The organism is Nocardioides sp., assembly GCF_025965415.1.
Lineage (GTDB): Bacteria > Actinomycetota > Actinomycetes > Propionibacteriales > Nocardioidaceae > Nocardioides.
This window is the reverse complement of record NZ_JAOPWY010000187.1, coordinates 18,455-44,648: the sequence shown is the minus strand read 5'-3', so window position 1 is coordinate 44,648 and position 26,194 is coordinate 18,455. Positions and strand designations below refer to the sequence as shown.

At 71.6% G+C, this 26,194-nt stretch carries 32 protein-coding genes and 1 tRNA gene; 23 read left to right on the top strand and 10 right to left on the bottom strand.

Annotation, left to right across the window (positions count from 1 at the left end):
• Positions 1-15 precede the first annotated feature (15 nt).
• Entirely contained in the window at positions 16-948 is a 933-nt protein-coding gene (nudC, locus tag JWN97_RS19900; RefSeq protein WP_297627125.1) for an NAD(+) diphosphatase, read from the top strand.
• A 25-nt stretch (positions 949-973) separates the two neighbouring features.
• Here nudC and JWN97_RS19895 read toward each other — a convergent pair whose 3' ends face one another.
• Genes JWN97_RS19895 through JWN97_RS19885 form a run of 3 tightly spaced genes read right to left on the bottom strand, consistent with a single transcriptional unit; the run spans position 974 to position 2,269 of the window.
• Positions 974-1,429, bottom strand: a complete 456-nt coding sequence (locus tag JWN97_RS19895; protein WP_297627122.1) for a hypothetical protein — start codon at positions 1,427-1,429, stop codon at positions 974-976.
• 43 nt (positions 1,430-1,472) lie between these two features.
• Complete coding sequence (locus tag JWN97_RS19890; RefSeq protein WP_297627119.1) at positions 1,473-1,724, bottom strand: mycoredoxin; 252 nt, start codon at positions 1,722-1,724, stop codon at positions 1,473-1,475.
• Between the two features lie 41 nt (positions 1,725-1,765).
• Complete coding sequence (locus JWN97_RS19885) at positions 1,766-2,269, bottom strand: MarR family winged helix-turn-helix transcriptional regulator (protein WP_297627117.1); 504 nt, start codon at positions 2,267-2,269, stop codon at positions 1,766-1,768.
• 85 nt (positions 2,270-2,354) lie between these two features.
• Here JWN97_RS19885 and JWN97_RS19880 point away from each other — a divergent pair, with 85 nt between their 5' ends.
• The 6 genes from JWN97_RS19880 to JWN97_RS19855 all read left to right on the top strand — a co-directional run bounded on the left by JWN97_RS19880 (position 2,355) and on the right by JWN97_RS19855 (position 6,280).
• Positions 2,355-2,726, top strand: coding sequence for a DoxX family protein (locus JWN97_RS19880; RefSeq protein WP_297627115.1), 372 nt, complete (start codon positions 2,355-2,357; stop codon positions 2,724-2,726).
• Between the two features lie 84 nt (positions 2,727-2,810).
• The gene (locus JWN97_RS19875) at positions 2,811-4,880 is read left to right on the top strand and encodes an ATP-dependent DNA helicase UvrD2 (RefSeq protein ID WP_297627113.1); all 2,070 of its coding nucleotides are present in this window, start codon (positions 2,811-2,813) and stop codon (positions 4,878-4,880) included.
• A gap of 173 nt (positions 4,881-5,053) precedes the next feature.
• On the top strand, positions 5,054-5,239 hold the full coding sequence (locus tag JWN97_RS19870; protein WP_297627110.1) for a hypothetical protein: 186 nt from the start codon (positions 5,054-5,056) through the stop codon (positions 5,237-5,239).
• A 125-nt stretch (positions 5,240-5,364) separates the two neighbouring features.
• Complete coding sequence (locus JWN97_RS19865) at positions 5,365-5,748, top strand: WhiB family transcriptional regulator (protein ID WP_297627107.1); 384 nt, start codon at positions 5,365-5,367, stop codon at positions 5,746-5,748.
• 47 nt (positions 5,749-5,795) lie between these two features.
• Complete coding sequence (locus JWN97_RS19860) at positions 5,796-5,990, top strand: hypothetical protein (protein WP_297627104.1); 195 nt, start codon at positions 5,796-5,798, stop codon at positions 5,988-5,990.
• Between the two features lie 122 nt (positions 5,991-6,112).
• A complete protein-coding gene (locus tag JWN97_RS19855) occupies positions 6,113-6,280 on the top strand; it encodes a hypothetical protein (RefSeq protein ID WP_297627101.1) in 168 nt (55 codons plus the stop codon).
• Positions 6,281-6,308: 28 nt separating this feature from the next.
• Here JWN97_RS19855 and JWN97_RS19850 read toward each other — a convergent pair whose 3' ends face one another.
• Both JWN97_RS19850 and JWN97_RS19845 read right to left on the bottom strand, forming a co-directional pair.
• Entirely contained in the window at positions 6,309-6,806 is a 498-nt protein-coding gene (locus JWN97_RS19850; RefSeq protein ID WP_297627098.1) for a hypothetical protein, read from the bottom strand.
• 113 nt (positions 6,807-6,919) lie between these two features.
• Entirely contained in the window at positions 6,920-7,078 is a 159-nt protein-coding gene (locus JWN97_RS19845; protein WP_090969683.1) for a DUF5679 domain-containing protein, read from the bottom strand.
• Positions 7,079-7,269: 191 nt separating this feature from the next.
• Between JWN97_RS19845 and JWN97_RS19840 the strand changes: the two genes are divergently transcribed.
• The 4 genes from JWN97_RS19840 to JWN97_RS19825 all read left to right on the top strand — a co-directional run bounded on the left by JWN97_RS19840 (position 7,270) and on the right by JWN97_RS19825 (position 10,310).
• A complete protein-coding gene (locus JWN97_RS19840) occupies positions 7,270-8,064 on the top strand; it encodes an enoyl-CoA hydratase/isomerase family protein (RefSeq protein WP_297627095.1) in 795 nt (264 codons plus the stop codon).
• A gap of 27 nt (positions 8,065-8,091) precedes the next feature.
• Positions 8,092-9,126 carry a PHP domain-containing protein gene (locus JWN97_RS19835; protein ID WP_297627093.1) on the top strand — a complete coding sequence of 345 codons (1,035 nt, stop codon included), beginning with the start codon at positions 8,092-8,094 and terminating at the stop codon, positions 9,124-9,126.
• Positions 9,127-9,174: 48 nt separating this feature from the next.
• On the top strand, positions 9,175-9,729 hold the full coding sequence (locus JWN97_RS19830) for a M48 family metallopeptidase (RefSeq protein WP_297627090.1): 555 nt from the start codon (positions 9,175-9,177) through the stop codon (positions 9,727-9,729).
• Positions 9,730-9,818: 89 nt separating this feature from the next.
• Entirely contained in the window at positions 9,819-10,310 is a 492-nt protein-coding gene (locus JWN97_RS19825) for a hypothetical protein (RefSeq protein WP_297627087.1), read from the top strand.
• A gap of 10 nt (positions 10,311-10,320) precedes the next feature.
• Here the strand turns inward: JWN97_RS19825 and JWN97_RS19820 are convergent, their stop codons facing one another.
• Positions 10,321-10,866 carry an NUDIX domain-containing protein gene (locus JWN97_RS19820; RefSeq protein ID WP_297627085.1) on the bottom strand — a complete coding sequence of 182 codons (546 nt, stop codon included), beginning with the start codon at positions 10,864-10,866 and terminating at the stop codon, positions 10,321-10,323.
• Positions 10,863-12,200 carry a zinc-dependent metalloprotease gene (locus tag JWN97_RS19815; protein ID WP_297627082.1) on the bottom strand — a complete coding sequence of 446 codons (1,338 nt, stop codon included), beginning with the start codon at positions 12,198-12,200 and terminating at the stop codon, positions 10,863-10,865. Before JWN97_RS19815 ends, JWN97_RS19820 begins: the two co-directional genes overlap by 4 nt.
• A gap of 84 nt (positions 12,201-12,284) precedes the next feature.
• Between JWN97_RS19815 and JWN97_RS19810 the strand changes: the two genes are divergently transcribed.
• The 8 genes from JWN97_RS19810 (at position 12,285) to JWN97_RS19775 (ending at position 19,477) form a co-directional block, all read left to right on the top strand.
• Positions 12,285-12,710, top strand: coding sequence for a molybdenum cofactor biosynthesis protein MoaE (locus tag JWN97_RS19810; protein ID WP_297627079.1), 426 nt, complete (start codon positions 12,285-12,287; stop codon positions 12,708-12,710).
• A 42-nt stretch (positions 12,711-12,752) separates the two neighbouring features.
• On the top strand, positions 12,753-13,013 hold the full coding sequence (locus tag JWN97_RS19805) for a hypothetical protein (protein ID WP_297627076.1): 261 nt from the start codon (positions 12,753-12,755) through the stop codon (positions 13,011-13,013).
• A 27-nt stretch (positions 13,014-13,040) separates the two neighbouring features.
• Positions 13,041-14,096, top strand: coding sequence for a S16 family serine protease (locus tag JWN97_RS19800; RefSeq protein ID WP_297627073.1), 1,056 nt, complete (start codon positions 13,041-13,043; stop codon positions 14,094-14,096).
• Entirely contained in the window at positions 14,093-14,704 is a 612-nt protein-coding gene (locus JWN97_RS19795; RefSeq protein ID WP_297627070.1) for a PPA1309 family protein, read from the top strand. The genes JWN97_RS19800 and JWN97_RS19795 overlap by 4 nt, the downstream gene beginning before the upstream one ends.
• Positions 14,701-17,673, top strand: a complete 2,973-nt coding sequence (locus JWN97_RS19790; protein WP_297627066.1) for a UPF0182 family protein — start codon at positions 14,701-14,703, stop codon at positions 17,671-17,673. The genes JWN97_RS19795 and JWN97_RS19790 overlap by 4 nt, the downstream gene beginning before the upstream one ends.
• A 48-nt stretch (positions 17,674-17,721) precedes the next feature.
• Positions 17,722-17,795, top strand: a tRNA-Met gene (locus tag JWN97_RS19785).
• Positions 17,796-17,933: 138 nt separating this feature from the next.
• Positions 17,934-18,404 carry an SseB family protein gene (locus JWN97_RS19780; RefSeq protein ID WP_297627063.1) on the top strand — a complete coding sequence of 157 codons (471 nt, stop codon included), beginning with the start codon at positions 17,934-17,936 and terminating at the stop codon, positions 18,402-18,404.
• An 83-nt stretch (positions 18,405-18,487) separates the two neighbouring features.
• Positions 18,488-19,477 (top strand): LLM class flavin-dependent oxidoreductase, encoded by a 990-nt coding sequence (locus JWN97_RS19775; RefSeq protein WP_297627060.1) that lies wholly within the window; start codon positions 18,488-18,490, stop codon positions 19,475-19,477.
• A 25-nt stretch (positions 19,478-19,502) separates the two neighbouring features.
• On the opposite strand, the gene JWN97_RS19770 is transcribed toward JWN97_RS19775, so the two are convergent.
• Positions 19,503-19,880: a DUF2267 domain-containing protein gene (locus JWN97_RS19770; protein ID WP_297627058.1), complete on the bottom strand. Its 378-nt coding sequence runs from the start codon at positions 19,878-19,880 to the stop codon at positions 19,503-19,505.
• 606 nt (positions 19,881-20,486) lie between these two features.
• Between JWN97_RS19770 and JWN97_RS19765 the strand changes: the two genes are divergently transcribed.
• From JWN97_RS19765 to JWN97_RS19755, 3 genes are all read left to right on the top strand, one after another.
• Positions 20,487-20,681 carry a hypothetical protein gene (locus JWN97_RS19765; protein WP_297627055.1) on the top strand — a complete coding sequence of 65 codons (195 nt, stop codon included), beginning with the start codon at positions 20,487-20,489 and terminating at the stop codon, positions 20,679-20,681.
• Positions 20,682-20,927: 246 nt separating this feature from the next.
• Positions 20,928-22,601 carry an Ig-like domain-containing protein gene (locus JWN97_RS19760; RefSeq protein WP_297627052.1) on the top strand — a complete coding sequence of 558 codons (1,674 nt, stop codon included), beginning with the start codon at positions 20,928-20,930 and terminating at the stop codon, positions 22,599-22,601.
• Positions 22,602-22,724: 123 nt separating this feature from the next.
• Positions 22,725-23,483 (top strand): alpha/beta hydrolase family protein, encoded by a 759-nt coding sequence (locus tag JWN97_RS19755; RefSeq protein ID WP_297627049.1) that lies wholly within the window; start codon positions 22,725-22,727, stop codon positions 23,481-23,483.
• A gap of 85 nt (positions 23,484-23,568) precedes the next feature.
• On the opposite strand, the gene JWN97_RS19750 is transcribed toward JWN97_RS19755, so the two are convergent.
• Together JWN97_RS19750 and JWN97_RS19745 are read right to left on the bottom strand one after the other, a co-directional pair.
• On the bottom strand, positions 23,569-24,327 hold the full coding sequence (locus JWN97_RS19750; RefSeq protein ID WP_297627046.1) for a dienelactone hydrolase family protein: 759 nt from the start codon (positions 24,325-24,327) through the stop codon (positions 23,569-23,571).
• Positions 24,328-24,365: 38 nt separating this feature from the next.
• Positions 24,366-25,244 carry an EamA family transporter gene (locus JWN97_RS19745; RefSeq protein WP_297627043.1) on the bottom strand — a complete coding sequence of 293 codons (879 nt, stop codon included), beginning with the start codon at positions 25,242-25,244 and terminating at the stop codon, positions 24,366-24,368.
• Between the two features lie 83 nt (positions 25,245-25,327).
• Here JWN97_RS19745 and JWN97_RS19740 point away from each other — a divergent pair, with 83 nt between their 5' ends.
• The gene (locus JWN97_RS19740; RefSeq protein WP_297627040.1) at positions 25,328-26,191 is read left to right on the top strand and encodes a LysR substrate-binding domain-containing protein; all 864 of its coding nucleotides are present in this window, start codon (positions 25,328-25,330) and stop codon (positions 26,189-26,191) included.
• The last annotated feature ends 3 nt before the right edge of the window (positions 26,192-26,194 follow it).

Below are 26,194 nucleotides of genomic sequence, written 5' to 3'. Positions count from 1 at the left end.
CTAGCGTGGGAAAGCGTGAGCGACCGCACCCCTCCCGAGTCCCTTCCGCACGTGGCCCTCTCGGCCCACGCCCACAACCGGATGGGCCTCCAGCGCACCGACGAGGCGTGGCTCGCCACGCACCTGGCCGACCCGTCGACCCGGGTGCTCGTCGTGGCCGGCAACCGGCTGCGACCGGTGGCCGGCGCCATCGAGTGGGTCTCGCCGGACCAGGCGCCCGACGGCACCCTGGTCCTGCTCGGTGACCGCGACGACGTCGTGCACCTCGCGGTGATCGTGCCGGCCGAGGACACCCCGGGCCGGCCCGAGGAGTGGGTGCCGCTGCGCGACGTGCTGACGCTGCTGGCCGACAACGCGCCCGACCAGGCGCCGCTGCTGATGCACGCCATCGGCCTGGCCGAGTGGCACCACGCCACCCGGTTCTGCCCGCGCTGCGGCGGGACGCTGGTGAGCGGCGCCGCCGGGCACGAGCTGCGCTGCACGCAGTGCCACCGTGCGCAGTTCCCCCGCACGGACCCGGCCGTGATCATGGCGATCACCACCGGCGAGGGCGAGGACGAGGCGATCCTGCTCGGCCGCAACCCGTCCTGGCCCCCCGGTCGCTGGTCGACCCTGGCGGGCTTCTGCGAGCCGGGGGAGACACTGGAGGACGCTGTACGCCGCGAGGTCGACGAGGAGGTCGGCGTGCGCGTGGGCGAGGTCAGCTACTTCGGGAGCCAGCCGTGGCCGTTGCCGGCGAGCCTGATGCTGGGCTTCACCGGACGGGCCCTCAGCACCGACATCGACGTCGACGGTGCCGAGATCGAGGAGGCGCGGTGGTGGACCCGCGCCGAGTTCGAGGCCGCTGCCCGCTCGGGCGAGCTCGTGGTGCCGCGGGGTGTCTCGATCTCGTCGTCACTCATCCAGACGTGGTTCGGCCGTCCGCTCGACGGGCCGGGATGGGGCTGAGCGTCAGACGCCGGTCAGTCGCCGGTCAGTCGCACTGGTCGCAGATGCCCGTCGCCGGGAGGGCGATGTAGCAGCGGGGGCACAGGACGTCGGGCCGGTCGCTGGCGGCGACGCGGGGACGGGGCGTCGAGGGGCGGGACGCGCGGGCACTCGCCCGCGGCGCGCTGGCTCGGGTCGCGGGCGCGCGCGTCTTGCTGGCGCCGGGAGGGGAGTCGTCACGGATGTCGAAGCCGAGGCGGGTCAGTGCCTTGCTCGCACCCTCGGAGCCGCCCGGGATGTCCGCGGCCGTGAGCGTGCGACCGGTCGCCAGGCCGTGCGCGATGCCGGCGATGGCCGCGGCGTCGTACTCACGTCCGTGGTGCAGGAGGACGTGGGTGGAGACGCCTCCGCGCACGAGCATGTAGTTGCCACCACCCGCCGTGTCCCAGGTCTCGATGGCGGTGAGGACGTGGTCACGATCGATCGAGTTCAGCAGGGACACGACAGCAGGCTAACCCCGCAGGGACGCGAGCCTCCGGGCAGCCTCACGAGAGCGAGGCCAGCCTCTCCTTGATCTGCGCCACCGACGGGTTGGTGAGCGTGCTGCCGTCGGCGAACAGCAGGGTCGGCACGGTCTGGTTGCCGCCGTTGGCCTGCTCGACGGTGAACGCCGCGTCGGGCTCCTGCTCGATGTCGACGATCGAGAACTCGATGCCCTCGCGGGCGAGCTGGCTCTTCAGGCGGTGGCAGTAACCACACCAGGGCGTGGTGAACATCGTGAACTGGCTCTCGGACATGCCTGCCCCAACGACGATCGGTGCGCGGGCATTCCCGGCGCTCAGCAGCCGCGGTCGGGGTCGATCCGCGCCAGCACGGTCTCACCGATCCGGCGGAGCGCGGCGAGGTCCTCGGCCGGCACGGCGTCGACGAGCAGGTGCCGCACGCGCGCCACGTGGCCGGGCGCTGCCGCGACCACCTTGTCGAGTCCCGCATCGGTCAGCACCGCGTTCGTACGCCGCCCCGCGCCCGGTACGCGCTCGCGGCGCAGGAAGCCCTGTGCCTCGAGCCGCTTCGCCACGTGGGAGAGCCGTGAGAGGGACGAGGAGGCCGCCGCGGCGATGTCGCTCATCTGCAGCGTGCGGTCGGGCTGCTCCGACAGCACGGCGAGCACCATGTACTCGAAAAAGGTCAGGCCCTGCTCCGCCTGCAACTGGGCGTCGAGCGCACCGGGCAGCCGCATGACCAGGGCGGCCGCTGCCATCCAGGCCTCGAGCTCGTCCTCGCCGAGCCAGCGCGGCCCGGTCGCACCGGGCGGGAGGTCGGGAGAGGCGTCGGCAGGCACGCGCTCGAGGCTAGCGGAATAACTTGACGCATCAAGTTCTTCGGGGTGTAGTTATTGACGCCTCAAGTTCTCGCAAGGAGACACCATGAATATCGTCCTGTGGGTCATCGCCGCCGTCCTCGCCGCCGCCTTCGCCATGGCCGGCTTCATGAAGGCCACCACGCCGAAGGAGAAGCTCGCCGAGAGCATGGGGTGGGTGGAGGACTTCTCCGCCGGCACCGTCAGGTTCATCGGCGTGGTCGAGATCCTCGGCGCCGTGGGTCTCGTCCTGCCCGCCGCTCTCGACATCGCCCCGGTGCTCACCCCGCTCGCCGCGAGCGGGCTCGCGTTGACCATGCTGCTCGCGGCGATCACGCACGCCCGCCGCAAGGAGTTCCCGATGATCGGGGTCAACGTCGTCCTCGGCGGCCTCGCCCTCTTCGTCGCGATCATGCGGTTCGGGCCCCAGTCGTTCTGATCCCGCTGCCGGCCGGGGTGTCGGCGCCGGCGTCTAGGGTGGCGCAGGTCCAGCCAGCCCCCCGCCCAGCCCAGGAGTCCGACGGTGCTCGAAGCGCTCGATCCCGAGCAGCGACAGGTCGCGGAGGCGCTTCGCGGCCCGGTCCGGGTGCTGGCAGGCGCCGGCACCGGCAAGACGCGCGCAGTCACGCACCGGATCGCCCACGGTGTCTCCACGGGGCTCTACGCCCCCACCGAGGTGCTCGCCCTCTCCTTCACGACCCGTGCCGCGGGCGAGATGCGCGAGCGGCTGCGCGCCCTGGGCGCGCCGGGCGTCCAGGCGCGCACCTTCCACTCGGCCGCGCTGCGCCAGCTCCGGTTCTTCTGGCCGCGGGTGCACCAGCGTGAGCTGCCCGAGCTGACCGAGTCCAAGCTCGGCATGCTCGCGCTGGCCGCGCGCCGCCAGCGGCTCGGCGTCGACCAGGCCACGCTGCGCGACCTCGCCAGCGAGATCGAGTGGGCCAAGGTGTCCAACGTCGGCCCCGACACCTATGCCGCGATCGCGCGTTCGCGGGGTCGCGCCGTCTCCGGGCTCGAGCCGGAGGTGGTCGCCCGCGCCTTCGACGCCTACGAGGAGGTCAAGCGCGGCCAGGGGCGGATGGACATGGAGGACGTCCTGCTCTTCGGGGCGGGGCTGCTGGCCGACAACGAGGCGGTCGCCGCACAGGTGCGTCGTCAGTACAAGTGGTTCGTCGTCGACGAGTTCCAGGACGTCTCGCCCCTCCAGCACGCGCTCCTCGACCTGTGGCTCGGCGGCCGCGACGAGCTCTGCGTGGTCGGCGACCCGGCCCAGACGATCTACTCCTTCGCCGGAGCCGACGCCCGCTACCTCCGCGAGTTCACCCAGCGGTTCCCGTCCGCCGCCAGCGTCGAGCTGGTCCGCAACTACCGCTCCACCCCGGAGGTCGTGGCGGGCGCCAACCGGCTCCTCGCCGGCACGCCCAGCAAGGGCGTCGACCTGGTCGCCCAGCGACCGACAGGCGCGGCGATCACGTTCCGCGAGGCCACCGACGAGGTGGCCGAGGCCAACGCCGTCGCCGACCGGATCGCTGCGCTGCGCGCCCAGGGCACCCCCGCCAGCAAGATGGCGGTGCTGATCCGGATCAACGCCCAGTCCGAGCGCTTCGAGGAGGCCCTGGCCGCCCGTGGAGTGCCCTACGTCGTCCGCGGCGCCGCCCGCTTCTTCGACCGGGGTGAGGTCAAGCAGGCGATCACCCTCGTGCGCGGTGCGGCGAGAGGAGGCGAGGAGTCCGGCCCCGTGGCCGATGCCGTCGTGGCGGTGCTGTCACGGATGGGCCACTCCACCGAGCCGCCGGAGGGCCGCGGAGAGGTCCGCAACCGCTGGGAGTCCCTGCAGGCACTGGTCGACGTGGCGGCCGACTTCGCCCGCGAGCGCCCCGACGCCGGCCTCGGTGACTTCGTCGACGACCTCGACCGCCGGGCGAGTGAGCAGCACGCCCCGGTCGCCGACGCGGTCACCATCGCGACCATCCACTCCGCCAAGGGCCTGGAGTGGGACGCGGTCTTCGTCGCTGGCATGCACGAGAAGATGATGCCGATCAACCAGGCGACGACCCCGGCGGAGATCGAGGAGGAGCGCCGCCTCCTCTACGTCGCGATGACCCGTGCCCGCGACGAGCTCACGGTGTCCTGGGCGACCGCACGCGAGCCCGGCGGGCGGTCCAACCGGGGGAGCTCACCCTTCCTCGCGGGCCTGCTCGACGGCGTACCCGGTGTGTCGGCACAGCGACGCGAGCGTCCCAAGCGCAACCGCGCCGCCCTGCACTGCCGCGAGTGCGGTCGGGCGCTGTCCAACGCCCGCGAGAAGAAGACCGGCCGGTGCGCCGACTGTCCCGCCTCCTACGACGAGGCCCTCTTCGAGAAGCTGCGCGAGTGGCGGCTCTCGCGCGCCGCGGACGACAGCGTGCCCGCGTTCGTGATCTTCACCGACGCCACGCTCCAGCTCATCGCCGAGCACGCGCCGGCCGACGCGAAGGGGCTCCGCGCGATCAGCGGGGTGGGGCCGAGCAAGCTCACCAAGTACGGCGACGAGGTGCTCGCGCTGGTCGCTGAGGGGTCTGGACCGGCCGGCGAAGAGACGCCCACAGGAGCATGACGAAGGCCGTGGGATGGGCCTTCAGGATGAATCCGGGAAGAATTTCTCGTAATACCCACAAAATGGTTTGCCCCTGACGATGGTCAGGGCTTAGCGTTCCTCTCACAACAACCCCACGCGCATGGGATCGCTGACAACGATTCGCGCCCGATGCCCCGAAGGAGGTGGCCAGCATGGAGAACTACACGATGACGATGACGGCTTGGACGCCGTCCTTCGGCATGTCCACCCTCGGCCGCCCCTGCGCGCACGCGCGCGTCCTCGGCGCCGGTGTGGTGGCTGTCCAGGGCGACGCCGCCGCCATCGTTCGCGTCAAGGGCGATTTCCCGGGTTCTCCTGCCTGGAGTCCGTCGAGCTAGGTCACACCTCGCATCGGCAGCCTCCAGGCCGCGGAACCCTCACCGGGATCCGCGGCCTTTCTGTTTGTCCATCAGCGTCTTGTCCAACACCCGCGATCAGGTCAACGAGGAGGAGGTGAAAACACATGACCATCACTGAACTCGTTCGCCCCTGCGTTGCCGATGTCAGGATCCAGCCGGAGCTCCACGCTCCTCTGGGAGCCCTGCACGACGCAGCCGCCGGAGTGGATGAAGAGTTCCTGCCCTGCCGCGTCAACGACGCAGAGCTGTGGTTCGCCGAGTCCCCCGCGGACGTCGAGCACGCCAAGGCCCTGTGCACGGAATGCCCCGTGCGGGCGCTCTGCCTCGACGGAGCCCTCGAGCGGCGCGAGCCGTGGGGCGTCTGGGGAGGCGAGCTCTTCCTCCAGGGCGTGGTGATCCCGCGCAAGCGGCCGCGAGGCCGGCCCCGCAAGTCCGAGCAGGTCGCAGCTCAGGCCGAGCAGATCCAGAAGGACGGGGCAGCCGCGTAGGCGCACCGCACTCATCCCTCCGAAGAAGTACAGGAACCAACACCTCCATGAAGACCTACCGAAACGGAAGCACTGCCATGAATCTCATGCATGAAGAACTCGCACGCGCGCAAATGTCCGCGCGCCTGGGAGAGGCGCACGAGCTGCGACGCGGCCACCACCTGATGATGGCCCGTCGGATGAGCCGCAAGGCCGAGCAGGCCGCGCAGCAGGCGCGTCTCGCCCTCGCTCGCGCGATGTGACGAGCCTGATCCACGGGGGCTCTCGCCCTGATCGCGGGTGAGCAAGGAAATCACGAGCCGGTACGTCGTCACGGTGACGACGTACCGGCTCGTGGTCATTTCGCCGGAGTAGCCTCGGCTCCGTGAGCGACACCGTCACCTGCGACTTCTGCGGCACCCAGGCCCCGGAGGGCGAGACCCTGACCTGGACGACATCGGTCGAGAACGGCCGGCGCCGCACTTACTGCGACACCTGCTCGCGCACCCACCTGCGGGCCATGGAGGGCAAGCTCGACAGCGAGTGGTGGTGATCGATCCGCCCACCCACCGGATCGCGGATCACGCCGTGTCGAACCACGCGCAGCCGCAGTAGGGGTGCCGCTGCCAGCGGCGGGCACGGGGGAGCGGCTCGTGGTCGACGCGCCACGACGTGAGCCAGGTGTGCGGCGTCTCGCCGTGGGCCCACATGCCCAGGTCACGGGCGGCGACGCCCGCGGCCATCGTCATCAGCGCCCGGGGCACCGTGACGTGGCGCAGCGTGCTGCCGTCGTCGAGGACGGATGCCGCCACGCAGCGGGCGCACGGCCCGATGCCGGGTGCCGCCCACGGGCCGATCTCCACGGCGTGGGGCCAGACCCCGACCAGCAGGTGGGGGAGCGAGGAGACGCTCCAGTCGTCGACGGTGGCCGAGACCAGCCGGCCCGGGGCCACGCTGACACCGACGGCCGCGTGCGGATCGACGACGACCCCCGCGGCCGCCAGGGCGGCGCCGACGGGCTCGTGCCACGCGGCGGGGCAGTCGAGCTGCACCCGCGGCGAGGAGGCGGTCTCGGGCATGGGCCCGACGCTGCCACGCGGGACGGCGCGGCGGGCGGCCGTCCACAGGGGAAATGCAAGCGGCGGCGCCACCCGTGGGTGACGCCGCCAGCCATCAGCTCAAGGGCTGAGGCTCACGCCTTGCCGAGGATGCGGTTCAGGTTGGTACCGCAGACCGGGCAGACGCCCTTGGCCATCTTGGTGCCCTTGTCGTTGACCTTGATCTCGCCCTCCGCCTCGCGCTTCTCCTTGCACTTGACGCAGTAGAACTCACCGCTCCAGGTCTCCGCCATGACGGCCTCCTTGCTTGTTTCTTCTTGGTCGTCGCGACGGGGTTGTCTAAGGGGAAGCCCGCCGGGGAAGCCGGCGTCTGCCAGCGCTCCGTCGACGACCCTACGCCACGCGTGGCCCACGCTCACGCACCACACGCGCTGAGCGTGAAACCGGATGATGTGCCGTGCGGCCCGATCAGTACTCTCAGCGCATGGCTGACCTCACCCACCTGCGCCTCGAGCGCCCCTCCGCAGGGGTCGCCCTGCTGACCCTCGACAACCCCGGCATGCGCAACGCGATGAGCGACGAGATGACCTCGTCGTGGGTCGCCGCGATCGACGAGCTGGCCGCCGACCCGTCGGTCCGGGCGGTGGTCGTCACCGGGGAGGGCAGCGCCTTCTGCTCCGGCGGCAACACCTCGTGGATCGCCAGCGAGCCCGACGCGAGCGTCGACCAGCTGCGCTCGCGGATGATGCCGTTCTACCGCGCATGGCTCTCCATCCGGAGGCTCGAGGTGCCGACCATCGCCGCCGTCAACGGCCACGCGATCGGCGCCGGGCTGTGCCTCGCGCTGGCCTGCGACATCCGCTACGCCGCCGACGGCGCCAGGCTCGGCCTGCCCTTCAACACGCTCGGCATGCACGCGGGGATGGCCGGCACCTGGCTCCTGCCCAACGTGGTCGGGCCCGCGCACGCGCGCGACCTGCTGCTCACCGGCCGGATCGTGGACGCCGACGAGGCGCTCCGGCTCGGCATGGTGTCGCGCGTGGTCGAGCCCGACGGGTTCCTCGACGAGGTGCTCGCGACCGCGGCCGGCATCGCCGCCACGGCGCCCATCGCGAGCCGGCTCACCAAGATCGCGCTGGCCGACGGCGGCCATGCCGACTTCGAGTCGGCCCTCCAGTGGGAGGCCCTGGCCCAGCCGTTGACGCTGGCGACCGCGGACCTGCAGGAGGGCATCGCCGCGGCGAGGGAGAAGCGGGCCCCGGAGTTCCGCGGCGAGTGACGTGACGCGACAGCGGAGGAGACGACCATGACGACGGAGGCACCCGGCCCGGTCGCGACGCTGCGGCGGATCGCCTTCCTGATGGAGCGCCAGCGCGAGGAGAGCCGCCGCATCGAGGCCTTCCGCAACGCGGCGCGCACGATCCTGCCGCTCGACGAGCAGGACGTACGCCGCCGCGCGGAGGCCGGCACGCTCACCGAGCTGGCCGGCATCGGGCCCAGCACCGCGGCCGTGATCACCGACGCCTGCCGCGGCGTCGTACCGGAGCGGCTGGTCGCGCTGGAGAAGACGGCCGGCCCGCTCGCGACGGGCGGCGAAGCGCTGCGGGCGCGGTTGCGCGGCGACCTGCACGCGCACTCCGACTGGTCCGACGGCGGCTCGCCGCTGGAGGAGATGGCCATGACCGCGATGGAGCTCGGCCACGACTACCTCGTGCTCACCGACCACAGCCCCCGGCTCCGGGTGGCCAACGGCCTCAGCGCCGAGCGGCTCACCCGCCAGCTCGGCGTGGTGGAGGCGGTCAACCAGCACCTGGGGGGCGCGTTCACCCTGCTGAAAGGGATCGAGGTGGACATCCTCGACGACGGGTCGCTCGACCAGACCCCGGAGATGCTCGACCGGCTCGACGTCCGCGTCGCGTCGGTGCACTCCAAGCTCAAGATGGAGCCGGCGCCGATGACGCGCCGGATGGTCGGCGCCGTCCGCAACCCGCACACCAACGTGCTCGGCCACTGCACCGGTCGGCTGGTCACGGGCAACCGCGGCACCCGGGCGCAGAGCCAGTTCGACGCGAAGGCCGTCTTCACCGCCTGCGCGGAGGAGGGCGTCGCGGTGGAGATCAACTCGCGACCCGAGCGTCGCGACCCGCCGACGGCGCTGCTGGAGCTGGCCCGCGACCTGGGCTGCCTCTTCTCCATCGACTCCGACGCCCATGCGCCCGGCCAGCTCGACATGCTCGACTACGGCGCCGCGCGGGCGACCGACGCCGGCATCGACCCGGACCGGATCGTCAACACCTGGGAGCGCGACCGGCTGCTGGAGTGGGCGGCCGCCCGCCTCTGATCCGCGCGTTGACGGGTCGGTGTCGGGGGTGAGGGCTAAATTCGGCGCATGAGCTCGTCGACCGGGACCCCCGCCGTGGAGGTGCGCCGCTCGCGCCGTCGCCGGCGCACGGTCTCGGCCTATCGCGACGGCGAGTGCATCGTGGTGCTCATCCCGGCGACGATGAGCAAGCGCGACGAGGCGACCTGGGTCGCCGACATGGTGGCGCGGATCGAGCGCCAGGAGCGGCGCAAGCCGCGCTCCGACGACGACCTCGTCGCTCGCGCGGCCCGGCTCAACGACCTCTACCTCGGCGGCCTCGCCGTGCCGGCGTCGGTGCGGTGGGTGACCAACCAGAGCGCCCGGTGGGGTTCCTGCACCCCGGGCGATCGCACCATCCGGCTGAGCGACCGCCTCCAGAAGATGCCCGACTGGGTGGTCGACTACGTCATGGTCCACGAGCTCGCGCACCTGCTGGAGGCGGGTCACACGCCGGAGTTCTGGGCGTGGGTGGACCGCTACCCCAAGGCGGACAAGGCCAAGGGCTACCTCGAGGGCTACTCGGCGGCCGCGCGCCTCGAGCCACCCCCGGGTGGCGAGGCGGATCCGGGCGTTCTGCTGTGAGCGCGTCCCGCCGGACGTAGTGTCAGGCGGGACTTGACGGGGGTCTTCCCCGCGAGTGGATGGTCTCGGGGTGAGCTCAGGGGGAACACGTGTCACTGCCGCAACCCGAACGACGTCAGGTGCTCAAGGCCGGCGCCCTTGCCTGGACCGTCCCGGTGGTCGCCATGGCGACCGCGGCCCCCGCCTATGCGACGTCGGGGTCGAACCTGTCGACGAGCACCGCGACGACCAGGATCCTCGGCTTCTGGAGCCTCGCGCAGCGGATCGAGACCACGGTCGTGCTGCGCAACGCCGGCAGTGGGCCGACCACCGCACTGTCGGTCACGATCTCGATCGCCGAGGAGCTGTCCGCGGCGGGCCTTCAGCCATTGGCTCCTGCGGGGTGGACCCTGACGACGCTCGACACCGCCGGCGACGCGGCCACGTTCACCAGGAACACCCAGCTGGCCGCCGGCGCGAACGAGACGGTGGTCTTCGTCCTGCGCCGTTCGTACGCCTTCGCCGGCGACTCCGTGACCGTTGTGGTCACCCCCGCAGGCGGGGGCGTCGGAGCGACCCTGACCCCCGAGGTCGGTCTCTAGCCGTCGCGGCTCACTGCGTGAGCCGCGCCACCGCGTCGCCGATCAACCGCCGCATGTCGGGGTAGACCTCGGGCAGCGCGTCGACCGGCCACCACCGCACGTCGAGCGACTCCTCGCTGACCGCGTGCGCGGCGTCGCGCTCGGCGGTGGCGACGAAGCGCACGTCCAGGTGGTGCACGGTCGTGCCGGGGGAGCAGAACTCCACCGCGTGCTCGTCGAGGTCGAGCGGCACCGGGTCGAAGTCGAGCGCGGTCAGCCCGGACTCCTCGTGCGCCTCACGGAGCGCCACGCCGGCGACGGTGGTGTCGCCGGGCTCGCAGTGCCCGCCGAACGCGAACCAGCCCCCGGCCTTGCGGTGGTGGTTGAGCAGGACGGCGTCGGCGGCGGGCGTCAGCACGATGGTCCCGGCGGTCAGGTGGTCCGGGAGGCAGTCGCGCGTCATCCCAGTGGGATGCGTGTCGAGGTGGGCCAGGAACCGTTCCCGCAGCTCGGCGTCGCGGGCGCTCGGCGGTGTCCACCCGGACAGCAGGGCCCGGGCGTCGCAGTGGAGGCTCACTCGGCGGGTCGGCCGTCGGATCCGTCGCCGCCGTCGAGCAGGTCGCGCAGGCCGGCGTCGAAGTCCTCGTCGGAGAGCTCGCCGGGCGCGACCGAGTCCTCACGGAAGCCCAGCGGGTCGTCGAGGTCGGCGGCCGTGGGCAGCAGGTGCGGCGACATCCAGACGCCGTCGCGGGCCTCGGTGCCCTGGCGGGTGCGCAGCGAGCCCCACAGCGTCGAGGCGTCGCGCAGCCGGCGCGGCCGCAGCTCGAGGCCGACCAGCGTGGCGAAGGTCTGCTCGGCCGGTCCGCCGGCGGCACGCCGACGGCGTACGGTCTCCTGCAGCTTGGCGGCGGCCGGCATCCGGTCGGCGGTGGCCTGGCTGACCACCTCGTCGACCCAGCCCTCCACGAGCGCGAGGGTGACCTCGAGCTTCTCCAGCGCCGCCTTCTGCGCCGGCGACGGCTCGGGGTCGAACAAGCCGCCGGACAGCGCGTCCTGCATCGCGCTCGGGTTGCCGAGGTCGATGTCGCGCATCTTCTCCTCCATGGCGGAGGTGTCGAAGTCCATGCCCGCGCCGTACTCCGACACCGCGCTGATCAGGTGGTCGCGCAGCCAGGGGACACCGGCGAACAGCCGTTGGTGGGCGGCCTCGCGCAGGGCGAGGTAGAGCAGCACGTCGTCGGTGGTGACGTCGGGCAGCTCGGCGGAGAACGCCTCCACGTTGGTCGGCAGCAGCGCCGCCTTGCCGATCGGACCGAGGGGCAGGCCGATGTCGGAGGCGCTCAGCACGTCGCCGGCGAGGGCACCCAGCCCGCTGCCGACCTGCGAGGCCACCATCGCGCCGCTGGCCTTGCCGAGCATGGCGATCAGCGGCCCGGCGAGCTGGCGCATCTCCTCGGGCATGGCCTGGCCGAGCGCCGCGGTCGCGGACCCGGCGATCGGCTCCACGAGGACCTTCCAGACATCGATGGTCTCCACGATCCACTCCGCGCGGGACCAGGCGGCGGTGGTGGTCACGCCGGAGGGGAACCCGGTGGTGGTGTCGAGCCAGTGGTCGGCGAGGCGTACGGCGTCGGCGACGGCACCCGACTGCGCGGTGCTGACGGTCGGGTCTGGCTCCTGCGCGGCGGCGCGGCGCGCCAGGTCGAGGACCGTGTCCCAGTTGACGGGGCCGTCGTGCGGGGCGAACAGCGACTGCATCTGCGACATCAGCGCGTTGAGGTCGGGCATGCCGCCACCGGCACCGAACCCGCCCATCTGGGAGAAGATCTGCTCGAAGGGCGTGCCCTTGAAGGGGTTGTTGTCGTCGGGGCCCTGATCGGACGATCCGGGGCCTCCGGGGGTGTCACTCATGCCCTCAACCGTACCCACCCTCCCCAGACCCGGCACGCTCCCTCCGACACCCCTGCGACGGCGCCCGCGCCTACACTCGGGCCCGTGAGTGACCCCGTGCGCCTCGTCGCCATCCGTGACACCCCGCTCGACGTGACCGAGGTCGTCGACGCGCTCGGCGACGACGGGGCCGGCGGGCTGACCCTCTTCATCGGCCAGGTGCGCGACCACGACGGCGGCAAGGGCGTCACCGCGCTCGACTACTCCGCCCACCCGTCGGCCCTGGCCCGGCTCGAGGACGTGTGCCGCCGGGTGGCCGCCGAGCACGACGTACGCGGTGTGGCCGCGGTGCACCGCGTCGGCCCGCTGCAGATCGGCGACCTCGCCGTCGTCGTCGCGACCACGGCCGCCCACCGGGGCGACGCCTTCGCCGCGTCGCGCGACCTCATCGACACCCTCAAGGCCGAGGTGCCCATCTGGAAGCACCAGGTCTTCGACGACCAGAGCGAGGAGTGGGTCGGCACGCCGTAGCGCCTGCCCCGCGCCGCCTGCCCGCGCACCTAGGCTCGCCCCGTGGAGATCCTGCTGTGGCTCGTGCCGGCCGTCGTCGTGACGGTCGCCGCCATGGCGTGGGTGTCGTGGGTGGGTCGCGACGGTCGTGGCGAGGTCGACCGCGACGTCGCCGTCGAACGCCTCGGCAAGGCCCTCGCCAAGGAGCTCCCCGCCGGCACCCGTCGCACCGCGGCCCCCGCACGCGATCGCAGCACCGGCATCGCCGTGCGTCCCAGCCACGGGTCCGCGGCGACGAGCGACGGCACCCGTCGCGCGTCGTAGTTGCGCGCGTTTGAGAGAGTTGCGTCCATGAGTCAGCGGACCAGGGCGGGGTTGCTGGCACTGTGCCTGCTGGCCGTGCTGTGGGGGACCGCCGCGTTCGTCCCGCTGCCCTACGTCACCTACTACCCCGGGCCCACCGTCGACATCCTCGGCGAGAGCGACGGCGACGAGACCGTCCAGGTGACCGGCCACAAGGCCTACTACGACGACGGCGAGCTGCGGATGACCACGGTCTACGTCAGCCAGCCCGAGGACGACGTCACGCTGCCCGAGCTGCTCCGGGCCTACTTCGACCCCGATGCCGCGGTCTGGCCGCGCTCGTCGATCTACGCCCCCGACGAGACCGACGAGTCCAGCGACGTCGAGTCCTCGGTGGCGATGCTGTCCTCCCAGGACACCGCGATCGCCGCGGCGCTGACCGAGCTCGGCGAGAAGTTCGATCCCGTCGTCGAGGTCCTCAACGTCACGCCGGGGCTCCCCGCCGAGGGGGAGCTCGAGGTGCGCGACGTCCTGCTCGAGGTCGGTGGCACCGAGGTCACCGACGCCCAGGACGTCGTCGACGCGGTCGACCGGGCCGAGACCGGTGAGCCGATCCCGTTCGTCGTACGACGGGGGGGCGAGCGGGTGAGCGTCGAGGTCACCCCGCGCAAGGACAGCAACGGCGACCTGCGCGTCGGGATCACGCCCGGGGTCGGCTTCGACTTCCCCTACCGGGTCAGCGTCAACATCTCCGAGAACATCGGTGGCCCCTCCGCCGGTCTGATGATGTCGCTCGCGATCTTCGACACCCTGACGCCCGGCTCGATGACCGACGGCGCCGACATCGCCGGGACCGGCACGATCACCCCGACCGGCGAGGTCGGCCCGATCGGCGGCATCCAGCAGAAGATCGCCGCCGCGCGCGATGCCGGCGCCGAGCTCTTCCTCGTGCCGGCCGACAACTGCGACGGCATCGGAGGCGTGGACCCCGGCGGCATGCGGCTGGCGAAGGCCACCACGATGCACGGTGCCGTCGAGTCCCTCTCCGACTGGGTCGCCGACCCCGACGCCCCGCTCCCGAGCTGCGAGGACACCTCTTCATGACCACCGACACCCCTGTCACCCCGGACCTCCCCGAGGACCCGGCCCTGGCCGCCGCCGTGCTGGAGATCGAGGCGCACGTCGCCCAGGCGGGCTGGGACCAACCGGCCCGGCTCTACGCCCTCGTCGAGACCGCCCAGCTCGTCGCCCAGGAGCCGGCGCTGGCAGCCGCTATGGCCATCGACGGCCCCGGTGACGACGGCTCCTTCACCTCCATCGAGCAGGAGGGCCTCCCGCCGGGCCAGGCGCTCGAGGAGGCGCTGCACACCATCGTCTGGCCGGGGAGCGTGTCCGGCTGCGCCGCCGTGATCGAGCGGCTCGTGCTGCCCCCGGGCACCGACGACGACATCCCGGACGACCCGACCGCGGCCGAGCTCTTCGCCCGCGAGCACCCCGACCGTCAGGAGGTCCGGATGGTGGCGGGCGTAACCCGCGCCGGAGCGTCGTACTGCGCCCTGCGCCTGCGGGCCCACGACGACGAGCAGTCCGTCGTCAACGGCACCGAGCTGGTGCCCGGCCTCCTCGAGCTCCTCCACGCCACCTTGGCCGAACCCGCGACCGACACGCTGACCGACACCGCGAACGACACACCCGAGCAGGGGCCCGCATGAGCACACCCTTTGACCGACCCAGTGGACCCACCGGACCGGGTGGACCTGCTGCGCAGAAGCCCGCGCCGTCCTCGCGACGCCCGGGGGCGCTGGTGATCACCGCGATCATCCTGGTCGTGGGATTCATGCTCCTCAGCGGCTTCGCGTCGTTCTGGACCGAGCGCCTGTGGTTCCGCTCCGTCGGCTACAGCGGGGTCTTCACCACCCTCCTGCTCACCCGGATCGGGCTCTTCCTCGTCTTCGCGGGGCTGATGGCGGCGACCGTGGCCGCGACCATCGCCATGGCCTACCGGTTCCGGCCTCTGCTGTGGCCCGGCATGCCCGGCATGTCGGACGACGGCATGGACCGCTACCGCGAGCTGCTCAGCCCGCGCATGGGCTGGGTGATCGGCGGCGCGTCGCTGGTCATGGGCCTGTTCGCCGGCGCCTCCGCGACCGGGCAGTGGCGCAACTTCTCGATGTGGCGGCACAGCCAGTCCTTCGGGACCACCGACCCCTACTTCAACAAGGACGTCGGCTTCTACATCTTCGAGCTGCCGTTCTGGCACTACATCGTCGACTACGTCATGGCGCTCGCCGTCGTGGGCCTGATGGCGACGCTGCTGGTCAACTACCTCTTCGGCGGCATCAGGCTCTCGGCCCGTCCCGGCGAGCGTCTCAGCAGCGCCGCCCAGATCCAGGTGTCGGCGCTGCTGGCGGTGTTCGTGCTGGCCAAGGCGGTCGACTACTGGCTCGACCGCTTCGACCTCGTCACCAACTCCGGCTCGATCTTCACCGGCATGGGATACACCGACGACAAGGCCGTGCTGCCGGCCAAGGAGATCCTCGCGGGGATCGCCGTGGTCTGCGCGCTGCTCTTCCTCGCCAACATCTGGCGCCGCACGTGGCTGCTGCCCTCGGTGGGGGTGGCGCTGTTCGCGCTCTCCGCCATCATCCTCGGCCTGATCGTGCCGACCGTCGTCCAGGCCATCCGGGTCAACCCCAACGTGCCGGACCGCGAAGGCCCCTACATCAAGGCCAACATCGACGCGACGCGGGCGGCCTACCAGCTCGACCAGATCGACGTGCGCCCCGTGGCGGGCGCTCCCGTGGTGGACGACGGCCGACTCGAGGCGCTCGACGGCATCACCGGCGGCATCCCGCTGGTCGACCCACAGATCGTCAGCGAGATCTTCGAGCAGCAGCAGCAGGTGCGGGCCTACTACTCCGTGCCCGACGTGCTCGACGTGGACCGCTACGAGATCGACGGCAAGGACCGCGCGGTGGTGCTGGGCGTGCGCGAGCTCGACCAGAGCGGACTCGCCGAGGGCGACCAGAACTGGTCCAACCTCCACACCGCCTACACCCACGGCAACGGCGTGATCGCGGCGTACGCCAACCAGCGCCCCGAGGACGACTCGGTCCAGCAGACCAGCATCCAGTGGGCCGAGGGCCAGGAGGAGGACGAGAGCGCCCTCACGGAGCTCGCCGGACCCGATGGCTACGAGACGCGCGTCTACTTCGGCGAGCAGAGCCCCAGCTACAGCATCGTCGGGCAGCGCCCCGGCGGCGAGCCGGTCGAGTTCGACCTGCCCAAGGGGGACCGCGGGGACGACGACGTCGCGACGACGTACACGGGCAAGGCCGGGGTGCCGATCGGTGGCATCGTCAACCAGCTGCTCTACGCCGTGCGCTTCAGCGAGCCCAACCTGCTGCTGTCGAGCCGGGTCCACGACAACTCCAAGATCCTCTACGACCGCAACCCGCGCCAGATGGTGGAGAAGGTCGCCCCGTGGCTGACCGTCGACTCCGACCCCTATCCCGCGGTCGTCGACGGTCGGATCCAGTGGATCCTCGACGGCTACACCGTCACCGACAAGTACCCGCTCTCGCAGCGCGAGTCGCTGGAGACGATGACCGACGACGCCCTCCAGGGCAACGACAACGGCTTCCAGACCCTCCCCACCGACGAGATCAACTACCTCCGCAACTCCGTCAAGGCGACCGTGGACGCCTACGACGGCACCGTGACGCTCTACGAGTGGGACGAGGAGGACCCGATCCTCAAGGCGTGGGAGGAGGTCTTCCCCGACGTCGTCCAGGACAAGGACTCGATCCCCGACGCGCTGCTGGAGCACCTGCGCTACCCGGAGGACTTCTTCAAGGCGCAGCGCTACCAGTTCCAGCGTTACCACGAGACGTCCGCGTCCGCCTGGTTCGAGGGATCGAGCCGGTGGGAGGTGCCCAGCGACCCGCAGCTCACCAGCCGCCTGCAGCCGCCCTACCGCCTCTTCTCCGACACCGGGAGCGGCGAGACCTGGTCGCTGACGTCGGTCTACGTGCCGCGGCGCAAGGAGAACAACCTGGCGGCCTACATGGCGGTCAACAGCGACGCCACGAGCGCGGACTACGGCAAGGTCTCGGTCCTCGAGCTCCCCAACGAGCCCACGGGTGGCCCGCTGCAGATCGCCAACACGTTCGCCACCAACGAGGACGTCAGCCAGGCGCTGCTGCCCTACACGACGGGCGACGCGGACCGGGTGCCCGGCAACCTGCTGACGCTGCCGATCGGCGACACCTTCATGTACGTCCAGCCGGTCTACACGCGTCGCGACGGTGCGTCGAACTTCCCGATCCTGCGCTTCGTGCTCGTCTCCTACGAGGGTCGGGTGGGCATCGGTACGACGCTGCGCGGCGCCATCGAGGACGCCCTGCTGTCGGAGCCCGCGGACCAGGGAGGGACCGACGGCGAGCCGACCGAGACGCCGTCGGAGTCGCCCAGCGCGTCGCCCTCGGAGTCACCCAGCGCGTCTCCGACCACACCGCCACCCGGTGGCACCCAGGCGCAGATCCGCGACCTGCTGCGCCGGGCCGAGGCGAAGTTCGCCGAGGCCGACGCCGCCCAGGCGGCGGGCAACACGGTGAAGTGGGCCCGCCTGATGGAGGAGGGCCGCGCGCTCATCGAGGAGGCCGTCGGCCTCGCCGGCTGACCCCGATTTGGGGACTCCGCACCGCGGCTGTAATGTTCTGTTCACCGACGCGGGGTGGAGCAGCTCGGTAGCTCGCTGGGCTCATAACCCAGAGGTCGCAGGTTCAAATCCTGCCCCCGCTACACATCCGAGAGGCCCTCACAGTCTGACTGTGAGGGCCTCTCGCACGTGGGAGGACACGGCCCCCGAACACGGGATGTGCCGGCGTTGCGGCCGACCTAGCGTGGTGCGTCGGTGGATGTCTCGTGGGAGGAACGATCATGAGCACTTCGGCCCCGGACGACCAGGCTGCCGGCCAGGCGGGGAGCGGTACAGGCCCGGGCGGTGTCGATCCCCAGGTCCTGCTCCATGACCTCGCGAACAGCACGGCGCTCCTGCCGCAGGAGGCGGTGCCCGAGGGTGAGGAGCCGCCCGAGGGCGCGATCGCGCTGCCGGTGATCGAGCAGGACGGCACGCAGTACGTCCCCGTGTTCACCTCTGAGGAGGCGCTGCGAGCCGCGGGGGCAGACCCCTCGACCGCCCTCCAGCTGCCCATCGCGCAGCTGGCTGCGACGTGGCCGAGCGAGCACCTGTGGCTCGCCGTCAACCCCGCCAGCCCGGACGGGCTGGCCATCCCGCCCGAGGTGGTCCGGGCGCTGCCGGGCTTCGTGCACCCGGCGGGCGAGGCGGATGCCGCGGCCGAGCAGGGCGAGGCGCGCCATGCGGGCGCGGACGACACCCCGTCGGACTAGCCGGGCCGGTGTCTCGATGGCCGCCCGGGTAGGCGCCGGATGCGTCCGGCCCAGCCGCTGACAACCAACTGGAGGGTGCTGCCATGCGCATCCCGCTGTCCGTCCTCGACCTTGCTCCCATCGCCCGCGGGGAGACCGCCAGCAGCAGCATCGCGGCCAGCGTCGCCCTCGCCCAGCGCGCGGAGGAGCACGGCTTCCTCCGCGTCTGGTACGCCGAGCACCACAACATGCAGCACATCGCCTCCTCCGCGACCAGTGTGTTGATCGCGCACATCGGCGCGCAGACGACCTCCATCCGGCTCGGCGCTGGAGGGGTCATGCTGCCCAACCACTCACCGCTGGTCATCGCCGAGCAGTTCGGCACGCTCGAGGCGATGTACCCGGGCCGGATCGACCTGGGGCTGGGCCGCGCACCCGGCTCGGACCAGAACACGATGTACGCGTTGCGACGGGAGCCGACGTCGGCCGACACGTTTCCCCAGGACGTCCTGGAGCTGCAGGCCTACCTGGCGGGTGAGTCCCGGGTGCCCGGCATCGACGCGGTCCCCGGCAAGGGCGCGCGGGTCCCGCTGTACATCCTCGGCTCGTCGCTCTTCGGCGCCCAGCTCGCCGCGGCGCTGGGCCTGCCCTACGCCTTCGCCAGCCACTTCGCGCCGCAGGCGCTCGGAGCCGCTGTCGCCACCTACCGCCGCGAGTTCAAGCCCTCTGCGCAGCTGGGCGCGCCGTACGTCATCGCCGGGGTCAACATCATCGCGGCCGACACGGTGCGCCAGGCGCAGGAGAACCTGGACGCTGTGCGCCGGACGATGGCCGTCGGCCTGTACGGGCGCGGCCAGAGCTTCACCGACGAGGAAGCCGACCTCCTGCTGCGGCGGGGCGCCGGCCAGCACATCGACCAGATGCTCACCTACGCCGCCGTCGGAACCGCGCGCGAGGTCGCCGACTACCTCGAGGCATTCCGCATCGAGGCCGACGCAGACGAGTTGATCACCGCCCATCAGGCGCCCACCAAGGAGGGCCGGCTGCGTTCGGTCACGTTGACCGCCGAGGCAATGGGTGACGACAGCGTCTGACGCGGACGTGGCGATCCGGCGCTCGTCAGGGCTTCGCGCCAACGAGACTCGAGTAGTCCTTGGGAAGCTGGGTGAGGACGTCTTTGAGCTCCTCCCGTGGCGTTTCCTCGCGCAGGGTGGCGAACACCGCTCGAATGCCGGTTGCCGCTCGCTCCGGCTCGGTTCCTGCGCGCTCGGCGACCCGACGGACGAACGCCTGGGAGTCGAAGCGCTGCGCGAGCTCCTCCGCCCCGGTCAGATGCGGCCTGAGCTCTTCGGGAAGGTACTTCGCCAGCTGCGTCGCCTCGCCCCCGCTGATCCGCTCCGCCAACGTCTGCAACGTGGCTGCGGTGAGCGCGTCGGCGGTCTCGAGGCTGACGTCGGCACGTCCTCCCACCTTCGTCATGAACTCGTCGTACTTCATCGCACCACCCTCGGTGAGTGTGCGGGCGGTCGCTCAGAGCTCCGCCCTCGGGCCCCGACCAGTACGCGCGCGCCGACCTGGTCACGTCGCCTGGCCACCCCTGACTGCTGCCCTGCCCCTCGCTCGCCGGCGCGGCGTCCCCGAGTGTTCGCACCAGCTCCTTGGCATCGTCGCCCTCGAAACCCTCGATGATCTCGATCGCAGCGGCGGTGGGCACGAACTCGTCCGTCTCCGGCACGTAGTAACCCTGCAGACGTTCGACGAGGACGACGAGCTCCGCGTCGTCGCCCGCGTCGATGTCGTCGGCGACGTTGTCCAGCGCCGTCGCCCGGCTGTTGTCGCTCTCGTCACCAGTGCTGGGCCGTGACTCAGTCTTGCCTCGTAGGAATCGGGAGAATGCATCTCGCAGGGCCATCAGGAGGATCCCTTCTCGGTCTCGGGATGAGGCACACCTTCTCGAAGCATGCTTGTCCGGTACCGGGGGGCGTGCATCCCGTGAATCAGGTAGTCACGCGAACCGCCCCCGGTTCAGCGCGACCGGGCACATCGCGTGCGACCCAACGCGGAGGGTTGCCTGGGTCGGGCGGCCGGAGTACGACAGAGTGCATGAACACCGACCCGGGCTCACCGGAGGCCGACCCGGCCGACGTCGCTGAGCAGCACGAGGACGTGGAGCCTTCCCCCGACGACGAAGAGCTGGATGTCGAGCCGGACGAGCCCCCATGGGAGGCCGACGAGGCCGACGTCGCGGAACAGCGGATGGAGGTGCCTGGCCTCGAAGACGACCTGGACGAGAACTGAACCTCGCCCGGGCCTTGCGCCGATCAGCCGGCTGACATGAACCTGTCAGCCGAGCGGGCTAGCACAGCCGGTGCGTCCGGCAGACCGGGATAGGTGAAATTTGTACTTCCCCGGTCCGCCGGTCTAGACAAGTACTCGGCGACCCGCGCAGGTGTCGGCGTTCTGTCCCCGCGGTGAGGAAGGCGCCCCTACGGTCCGGGGCAGGGGTCCGCGCAGGGCGGTCCCCACAACTCGACTAGGAATCAGATGACCCAGAGTCCCCTTCGCCGAGCGGTCCTCCCGGCCGTGGCGATCACCGGCCTCCTCGCGGGCATGGCCGTGATGGCGCCCGTGTCGGCAGCGACCGGCTCCTTCACCAACCCGAGTCCCATCGCGATCGATGCTGCGGACGACGACGACGTCTCCGGCTACAACGACACCGCCATCGAGCTCGGCGAGGGGGCCGGCTCGGTATACCCGTCGACGATCGACCTGGAGGCACCCGCCAACGCACGCGTCCAGGAAGTCAGCGTTGGGATGAGCCTCACCCACGAGCGCATGGACGACCTCGACCTCGTGCTGGTGAGCCCGTCCGGCAAGGCCGTGACGCTGTTGAGCGACGCCGGCGGGGACAACCCGTACGACAGCTCGCTGTACTTCTACGCGTGGGGTTCGGCCAGCCCGGACGAAGACCTGGCCTACTACTACTCCGCCCCCACCGACTGGGACACGACGGCAGGCGACTCCGACGCCTTCCCGGCTCCCGTCCCGGCCTCGGCTCCGGACAGCTTCGACGGCCTCTACGGCTCGGCCGTGAGCGGGGCCTGGCAGCTCTACACCAGGGACGACACCACCGGTGCGGTTGGCACCATCCACAGCTGGGACATCTCGGTCGACTACACCCAGTCCGCCGCCCCCAGCCCGTCCACGGTCGCGGTGAGCGGTCTGCCGAAGAGCGTGACCGACGTCAACCTGGTGCTCAACGACCTCGACCTGGACTACCTCGGTGACACCGAGCTCGTGCTCGAGAGTCCCGACGGTCGCCGTGCCCACGTCCTGAGCGACGCCGGCGGCTACGACACGATCGAGAACCTCACCCTGACCCTCGACGACGAGGCCGCGGAGCCGATGCGCCGGGGCCGCATCCCTGTCAGCGGCAGCTACCAGCCCGTGAACCACGACGACGGCGACACGAGCGAGTTCGTCGGCGGCCTGGACACCAAGAACCTGAGCTCGGCGCTCTCCACCTTCGACGGCGCGGACCCCAACGGCGCCTGGAAGCTGTACGTCGAGCAGGAGTACTGCTGCAACGAGGGCGCCATCTCCGGCGGCTGGGCGCTGCAGATCACCACCGCCGACCAGACCGGCGCGCCCGTCATCACCTCGCCGACCAACGGATCGCGTGACGCCGACGGGACCGTGACGGTCACCGGCACCGCCCCGGCCGGCTCGCTGGTCAGGGTCACCGAGGGCACCCACGGCCGCAACACCGTCGCCGAGGACGGCACCTGGAGCGTCACCTTCGGCGACGTCGCCGAAGGCACCCGCACCTTCTCCGCCACCGCGACCGACGCCTCGGGCAACATCTCGGCGCCCGCCACCGTCACCGTCGTGGTCGACACCGTCGCCCCGAAGGTCGGCAAGATCAAGCCCAAGAAGAACGACACCGGCGTCAAGACCTCCGTCTCGCCCCAGGTGAAGTTCAACGAGGCGATGGATCCCGCATCGCTCAAGCGCTCGGTCAAGCTCGTCAACACCGAGACCGGCAAGAAGGTCAAGGCCAAGCTCCGCTTCAAGGCGGGCAAGAACCTCCTGGTCATCGACCCGAAGAAGGCGCTCGACGACCACTCGACGTACGCCGTCGTCGTGAAGAAGTCCGCCAAGGACCTCGCCGGCAACACGCTGCGCACGTCGAAGGAGTCCCGCTTCACCACCTCGTGAGTCCCTCGACCCCGGTCGGCGACGCAACCGCGTCGTCGCCCGGGGTCGTGGCACGTCCGACCGGCCGCCTCCAGCAGGCGCAGTGGGTGGGGGCGATCATGATTCGTTCCCTACAGTGGCCCGATGGCACTGCTCACCTGCGACTTCTTCTCCGAGGCCCTGCAACGAGGCACGTCGATGACCGTGGTGCTCCCGCAGCCCACGGAGGAGCAGATCGGCGTCAGCGGTGCGGTGGTGCAGGGTCCGCCCCGGGTGCTCTACCTGCTGCACGGCCTCTCCGACGACCACACCGCGTGGGTGCGCTACACCTCCATCGAGCGGTATGCCACGGCGCGCGGGCTGGCGGTCGTGATGCCGGCGGTGGACCGCTCCTTCTACGCCAACGAGGCGCGCGGCCACGCCTACTGGGACTTCGTCTCCGAGGAGCTCCCACAGGTCGTCGGCCGATTCCTCAACGTGTCGCACGACCCCGCCGACACGTTCGTGGCCGGACTGTCGATGGGCGGCTACGGGGCGCTGAAGCATGCAGTCACCTTCCCCGAGCGCTACGCCGGCGTGGCCTCGCTCTCGGGGGTCGTCGACATCCGGCAGCTCGCCACGCGGCTCGACCGCACCGAGATCGTGGAGCGTGTCTTCGGCGGTGACTTCGCCCCGGGTGACGACCTGTTCGGGCTGCTCGCGACGGTGGACCCGGCCACGGCCCCCCGGCTCTACGTCGGCTGCGGCACCGAGGAGGACCGGTTGATGCCGGCGAACGAGCGGTTCGTCGAGGAGGCGCGTGCGCGGGGCCTCGACGTCACGACCGACTTCCGGCCGGGAGTGCACGAGTGGGGCCTGTGGGACGCCCAGATCCAGGACGTCCTCGACTGGATGATGGCGTAGCCAGCGCGCACCGTGCCCCCGGCCGCAGGGGCGGGAGACATCGTCGCCGGCCTGCCACGCGCTGCCGAGGGGCGCCTCCGGCGGATCAGCGAAGGGTGCGGGCCAACAGGTCGTGCAGCTCGGTGAAGTGCCGCTCGGCCGCGGCCTCGTCGTACATCGACGTGTCCGACATCGTGTAGCCGTGGGGCGCCCCGGGATAGACGGCGGTGGACGCGGTGACGCCGGCCCGGTCGAGGGCGGCGTCGAACGCGGCGACGGCCTCGGGCGGCATGGACCCGTCGTTGTCGGCGAACCCGGCGACGACCTCGGCGCGCACGCGTGGGACGACCAGGTGGGGGCTGTCGTCCGCATCGGTGACGATGCCCCCGCCGTGGAACATGCCGACCGCGGCGACGAGGTCGGGGAGCTGGCCCGCTGCCCTCAGGGCCAGGCGGGCGCCCATGCAGTAGCCCGTCACGCCCAGGGTGCGCGGGTCGACGCCCGGGTGGTCAGCGAGCGCGGCGACGTAGGCGGGCAGGTCGCGGGCCGCCTCGTCCGCGGTGTGTCCGGCGACGAGCGGCATCACCGTGGGGAAGAACTTCTCCCGCTCGCCGGGCAGCCGCAGGTCGGTGGTCGGGGCGATGTCGGCGACCGTGCCGTGCCGGTGGAAGACGTTGGGCGCGAGCACGACGTAGCCCCAGTCGGCGATGCGGTCGGCCATCTCCTCGATGCGCGGACGCAGCCCGATGGCGTCCATGAAGAAGAGCACGCCGGGCACCGGGTCGCTCTGGGTCGTCGGCGTCGTCAGGTAGGCCTCCGCCACGCCGTCCGGGGTGGTGATGTCGATGAGCTCTCCGCGTGTCATGGCGGCCAGTCTTCCCGGTGGGTGGTGGTGGCCGGCCCCTAGACCGGCAGTCGCTCGATCTCGGCGGGGGCGTCGACCTCGGCCCGCGCCCCGCTCCGCTCGGCGCCGATGCCGGACGCCACCACGAGGGCGATGCCGCCGACGGCCAGGCCGTTGGGCACCTGGCTGAGCGCGACGAACCCGATGATGAGCGCGAAGGCCGGCTCCAGCGCCATCAGCGTCCCGAAGGCACCGGTGGTGAGCCGGCGCAGCGCGAGCAGCTCGAGCGCGAACGGGACGACGGGGAGCAGGACGGCCAGGCCGAGGCCGACCAGCAGCAGCTCGGGCGTCAACCGGCCGATGACGTCAGGCCCCGCGACGACGCTCGCGACCAGGGCGGCGACGGGCATGGAGATCGCGAGGCCCCCGAGCCCGCTCACCGCGTCACCGACGCGCTGCGTCAGCAGGATGTACGCCGCCCAGCACACGGCCGCGGCGAGGGCGAAGGCCACACCGACCGGGTCGGCGCCGCCGGTCCACGGCTGGGTGAGGCACACGACGCCGACGGCCGCGAGGAGCGCCCAGGCCCGCCCGGTCCCGCGGCTGCGCACCACCGCGATGCTCAGGGGGCCGAGGAACTCCAGGGCACTCGCCGTGCCGAGCGGCAGCCGGGCGACGGCGGCCATGAAGAGCAGGGTGACGCCGCCGGTGGCGACGCCGAGCGCCGTACCGGCCCACAAGGCCTCGCGGCTGTAGTCGCGCAGCCGCGGCCGGACGATGACCAGGAGCAGGATGCCGGCCCAGAACAGCCGGAGCCAGGCGGCGCCCGAGGCGCCGATGTCGTCGATCAGGCCGACGGAGGCCGCGAGGCCGAGCTGGACGCAGAGCATGGAGGCGACGGCCATCGAGGCGCCGGTGCGGGCGGGGGAGCGGCTCATGTCCCCAGTGAAGGTCATGAGCATCGTTCGCGTCCACGTGACTTTGCTGGACAGACCATTCGCAAGCTCCACACAATGGGCGCATGGACGTACGTCGCCTCCGGATGCTGCTCGAGCTCTCCCGCCTCGGCTCGATGCACGAGGTCGCGGACGCGCTCGGCACCACCACCTCCAGCGTCTCGCAGGGGATCGCGGCGCTCGCGCGCGACGTCGGCAGCCCCCTCCTGGAGCGGGACGGCCGCCGGGTCCGGTTGACGCCCGCGGGTCGCCGGCTCGCCGACCACGCGGTCACCATCCTGGCCGCGGTGGAGTCCGCACGCCTCGACCTCGACCCGTCGGCAGAGCCGGTCGGCGTGCTGCGGGTGGCCGGCTTCGCCTCGGCCGTGCGACGCACGCTGCTGCCGGTGATCGACGACCTGCGCACCACGCACCCGGGGGTCGAGGTGCGCATCCTCGAGCACGAGCCGCTGGAGGCCTTCGACCTGCTCGCGCGCGACGAGGTCGACCTCGCGCTCGTCTACGACTACGACCTGGCGCCCGCGGACTGGCGCGACGACCACCAGGTGACCCCGCTGTGGGAGGTCGAGTGGGGCGTCGGCGTGCCGACCCGCGACCGCCACCTGGCCCTCGCCGACCTCGCCGACCGCGACTGGATCGTCAACTCGCGCAACACCGCCGACGAGGACGCGCTGCGCACCCTCGCCTCGCGCGCCGGCTTCCTGCCGCGGGTCGTGCACCGGATCGATGCGCTGGAGCTCGTCGACGACCTGGTCGTCGCCGGCAGGGGAGTGGGGCTGCTGCCGCGGGGGAGGGCCTCACGTCGCGGGGTCAGCGTGATGCGGCTGCGCGACCCCGGCGTGGTGCTGCGCGCCTTCGCCGTCACGCGGCGTGGGCGCGACAGCTGGCCGCCCCTGCGGGCGGTCACGGAGCGGCTCGCGACGGCGTGAGGG